The sequence below is a fragment of the Aeromonas enteropelogenes genome (genome assembly GCF_000819845.1).
In the GTDB taxonomy this organism is placed as follows: Bacteria; Pseudomonadota; Gammaproteobacteria; order Enterobacterales; family Aeromonadaceae; genus Aeromonas; species Aeromonas enteropelogenes.
The window spans coordinates 9597-13105 of the sequence record NZ_CDCG01000015.1 but is presented as its reverse complement, the minus strand read 5'-3'; the positions used below and the strand labels follow the sequence as shown (position 1 = coordinate 13105).

The 3509-nt window shown below is 62.4% G+C and carries 5 protein-coding genes; 2 read left to right on the top strand and 3 right to left on the bottom strand.

The annotated features are described in order from the left end of the window. Together BN1123_RS05655 and BN1123_RS05650 are read left to right on the top strand one after the other, a co-directional pair. A partial coding sequence (locus BN1123_RS05655) for an alanine racemase C-terminal domain-containing protein (protein ID WP_042025811.1) occupies positions 1-252 on the top strand: 252 nt, incomplete at its 5' end. Then, positions 252-671 (top strand): secondary thiamine-phosphate synthase enzyme YjbQ, encoded by a 420-nt coding sequence (locus BN1123_RS05650; RefSeq protein ID WP_042025810.1) that lies wholly within the window; start codon positions 252-254, stop codon positions 669-671. The genes BN1123_RS05655 and BN1123_RS05650, both read left to right, overlap by 1 nt. Before the next feature lie 86 nt (positions 672-757). On the opposite strand, the gene pepE is transcribed toward BN1123_RS05650, so the two are convergent. The 3 genes from pepE to BN1123_RS05635 all read right to left on the bottom strand — a co-directional run. Beyond that, entirely contained in the window at positions 758-1483 is a 726-nt protein-coding gene (pepE, locus tag BN1123_RS05645) for a dipeptidase PepE (protein ID WP_042025809.1), read from the bottom strand. A gap of 168 nt (positions 1484-1651) precedes the next feature. After that, positions 1652-3019: an endonuclease/exonuclease/phosphatase family protein gene (locus BN1123_RS05640; protein WP_042025808.1), complete on the bottom strand. Its 1368-nt coding sequence runs from the start codon at positions 3017-3019 to the stop codon at positions 1652-1654. Between the two features lie 214 nt (positions 3020-3233). After that, on the bottom strand, positions 3234-3509 hold a 276-nt coding region (locus BN1123_RS05635), incomplete at its 5' end, for an ATP-binding cassette domain-containing protein (RefSeq protein WP_042025807.1).

Sequence of the window (3509 nt, the reverse complement as noted above, 5' to 3'; positions counted from 1 at the left end):
GACGGTTATCCGCGCATGGCCCCCAACGGCACGCCCGTGCTGGTCAATGGCCGCATAGTGCCGCTGGTGGGCCGGGTCTCCATGGACATGAGCACGGTGGATCTCGGTCCGGACGCCACCGACAAGGCGGGGGACGAAGCTGTGCTGTGGGGTGAGGGGCTGCCGGTGGAGCGGGTGGCCGAAGAGATTGGCACCATCCCCTACGAGCTCATCACCAAGCTCACCTCCCGCGTCTTTATGGAGTACGTCTGATGTGGCAGCAGCGCCTGCTGACCATGAAGCCCCGCTCCCGGGGCTTTCATCTGGTGACCGACGAGCTGGTGGCCAAACTGCCGGAGCTTGCCGATTACCGAGTTGGCATGGCGCACCTGCTGTTGCAGCACACCTCGGCGTCCCTCACTCTCAACGAGAATTGCGATCCGAGCGTACGCGCCGACATGGAGGCGCACCTGCACCGGCTGGCGCCGGAAGATGCCCCCTACTATCGCCACACCTGTGAGGGACCGGACGACATGCCGGCCCACATCAAATCCTCCCTGCTTGGAGTGAGCCTGCTGCTGCCGGTGCGTGACGGCCGGCTGGCCCTCGGCACCTGGCAGGGGATCTGGCTCGGCGAGCATCGCATTGACGGCGGCGCCCGCAAGATCCTGGTGACCCTGCTGGGGGAGTAAGCGGCTGTCGGTGGTGTCGGGCAGAATGAAAAAGAGGGATGGCCTTGAGCCATCCCTCTCTGTTTTGGTGCCTGGCAGCGTGCGGCCTAGCGCACCCTGAACGGGGTCAGTTCGGCCAGCGGGGTTGCATCCATAAAGGCTTGCGGTTCCTGACCGTGCTTGAAGATCTTGAAGTCCTGCTCGCGGGCACTCCAGTACTCCAGGGTGTCGCCGCTCACCTGTAGCAGGCTCGCTTCGCGCAGGGCCACCACGTATTCGCTCGGGTTGATGGCGCAGAACTCGGCGAGCCGCTCGTCGCGAGTCTCCCCCATGTGGCCGCTGATGCTGGCGTCCAGGTAGTGGGGGTTGATCTGTAGCGGAAACAGGCCCAACGCCGGCAGCACGGCGGCGTTGCACACCGGCATGTCGTTGGTGGTGCGGATGCTCGGGGTGGCCACGTTGCAGCCGGCGCTCCAGCCCACATAGGGGACGCCACGCTCGCGCACGGCGCGCTGGATGGGCACGACCAGCCCCTGCTCGTGCAGTTGCTGGTTCAAACGCCAGGTGTTGCCGCCGCTGATGAAGATAGCCTCGGCCTGGTTGATGGCGGCCACAGGATCGTCGAAGTGATGGATGCTGATGGCCTCAACCCCCAGGCTGTCAGCGAGATCCCGGGCGCGTTCATCCCAGTCGCTTCGGATCACCGCATAGGGAATGAGCAGGATACGCTTGACCTGCTTGCGGGCGAGCAGGCTCTGCACCCGCTCGCGGGCCCAGCCGAGCAGGCCCGGAAATTCGTTGGCTTTACCGTTGCTAAGAAGAAGCAGTTCCATGAAACAAGTCCTCGATGAATGAAGGCACGGGAGGATCGCCCGCCACGGCAGGGGCAGGCGACAGGAGGGTCTATTCTAGCCCGATTGGTGGCGTGGTTTTGTGATCTTCCCGACTTTGGCCGGAGAAACGATGAGGGGGCCAAAGCCCCCTCTTGCGATGCGTCAGGATCAGTCGAGCTTGAGATCGACCCACACCAGGCGGTGATCCGAACTCACTCCTTTCGCGATGCCAAGCTTGGCGTCGTAAACCAGGTGATAACCGGCTTCGAAGCTTGCCGGCCAGAACACGCCGCTGCTTGTGGCCTCCAGGTTGGCGGAGGGGATAACGTGATCCAGCTGCAACCCGCTACTGCTGGTGATGCGCTCCGGCGAGGGGCGATTGTTGTTGCGCTTGCAATCGGTGCCGCTGGCCAGGCACTCCGGGCCCCCTTCGCTGATCGGGATCAGCGAGCCATTGGTGACAGCTTGGTTCATCCGCGCATTGTCCAGCAGCGCCTTGATGGCGCTCAGATCGCCGTCGCCGGTGAGCGGATCGGCGTTGAGATCCCCGGCGATGACAAATTTGGCATCTTTGGCCAGCCCACCCTTGGTGCCCTTGTCATCCGTCATGTAGTCGAGGCCGTTGACGTAGTCATTCCAGAAGGCGATTTCGGCCCGGTTGTGCTTGACGTTGTGGCGCGCCGCATTGCCGAAAATGGGCGGCGTCGGGTGGGAGATGAGGAAGTGAACCACCTCTTCCCCCTGCGGCGTTTTGATCCGCACCGGCACATCGGCGTGGTTCTTGGACGAGAGCGGGAACTGCTGCCAGGCCGCGTCGTCATACCAGGCATCGCCACACTGGCGGCTGGCCGGAATGGGGGCCTTGGGGTTGCTGCAGTCATCGATGACGGGGTTGGTTTCACCGGGCATATCCTTCCACTTGAAGGTCTGGAAGGTGCGGATCTGTTTGGTGTCGACCGGATATTTCGACATGACTGCGAAGGCGTACTGGCCGTGGTAGTTGCCAAAGCCCCAGGCATCGTCCGGCCCCGTGTTGACCTTGCCATCCTGATTGAGGTCAAAGCCGCTCATCAGGCCGGTATTGGTGGCAAAACTCTGGCGTACCGGATAGCTGATGGCGGTGACGTCGGGGTGCTGGGCGTGGGCCAGGTAGTTGTCGTTGAAGGCATTGAGGGCTGCAGTGCTCTCGCCTTTGCCGTCGTTGTCGAACTCGTTGAGCAGGAAGACGTCGGGGCGGGTGCGCTGGACTATCTCGGCGATATTGCGGATCTGCTGCACGTTCTTGGCGGTGGTCTTTTCCGCCTCGCTCAGGCTGGTGTCACCCTCCTGGTAACGGGCCAGCAGGGCATCCTGAGCTGTGCGGGTCAGGGCCAGTTCGCCGGCGAGCATGCCGGGAGTTGTGCGGTCGAACGAGAGATTGAAAGTGGCAAAACGGACCATGGGATCGGGGGCCTTGGAGTCGTTGTCGCTGTTGCAGCCGGCGAGCAGCCCGAGGGCGATGGCCGCGGCCAGCAGGGTTCTGTGTTTGTTCTTCATTATAATTGTTCCGTAGCATCAATGGGTTAAGCCTTTTCAAGGCCGCGCCATTATAGTGCTCGCTTGAGAACTGAAACCCCTTGTCTGGCAAAAGTGTGAAAGCATTCACAGCGTTTGTTGAACCTTGATGGATATCTCGCTGCCGATAAGCACAGCGACGAATCCCGACGCAATCCGGGATCCAATAGAGGGGAGATGGCTTGGTGGCCAGCCTTCAAAGCACCATGGGCAGACCGCTGTCGGGGTGGTGGATCACCTGGGCCGGATAGCCGTAGAGGCGGGCAATCAGCGCCGGGGTCAGCACCTCGGCCGGTGTCCCGTCCGCCATCAGTTTTCCCTGTTCCAGCATCACCAGCCGATCGGCGTAGCGGGCCGCCAGATTGAGATCGTGCAGCACCACCAGCACGGCGGTTTTACGGCTTGCCAGGGCGCGAGCCATGGTCAGCAACTGGTGCTGGTATTTCAGATCGAGGGCCGAGGTGGGCTCATC

Coding starts and splice junctions, on each gene's coding strand:
- BN1123_RS05650 (WP_042025810.1), top strand. CDS start 252: ATGTGGCAGCAGCGCCTGCTGACCATGAAGCCCCGCTCCCGGGGCTTT.
- pepE (WP_042025809.1), bottom strand. CDS start 1,483: ATGGAACTGCTTCTTCTTAGCAACGGTAAAGCCAACGAATTTCCGGGC.
- BN1123_RS05640 (WP_042025808.1), bottom strand. CDS start 3,019: ATGAAGAACAAACACAGAACCCTGCTGGCCGCGGCCATCGCCCTCGGG.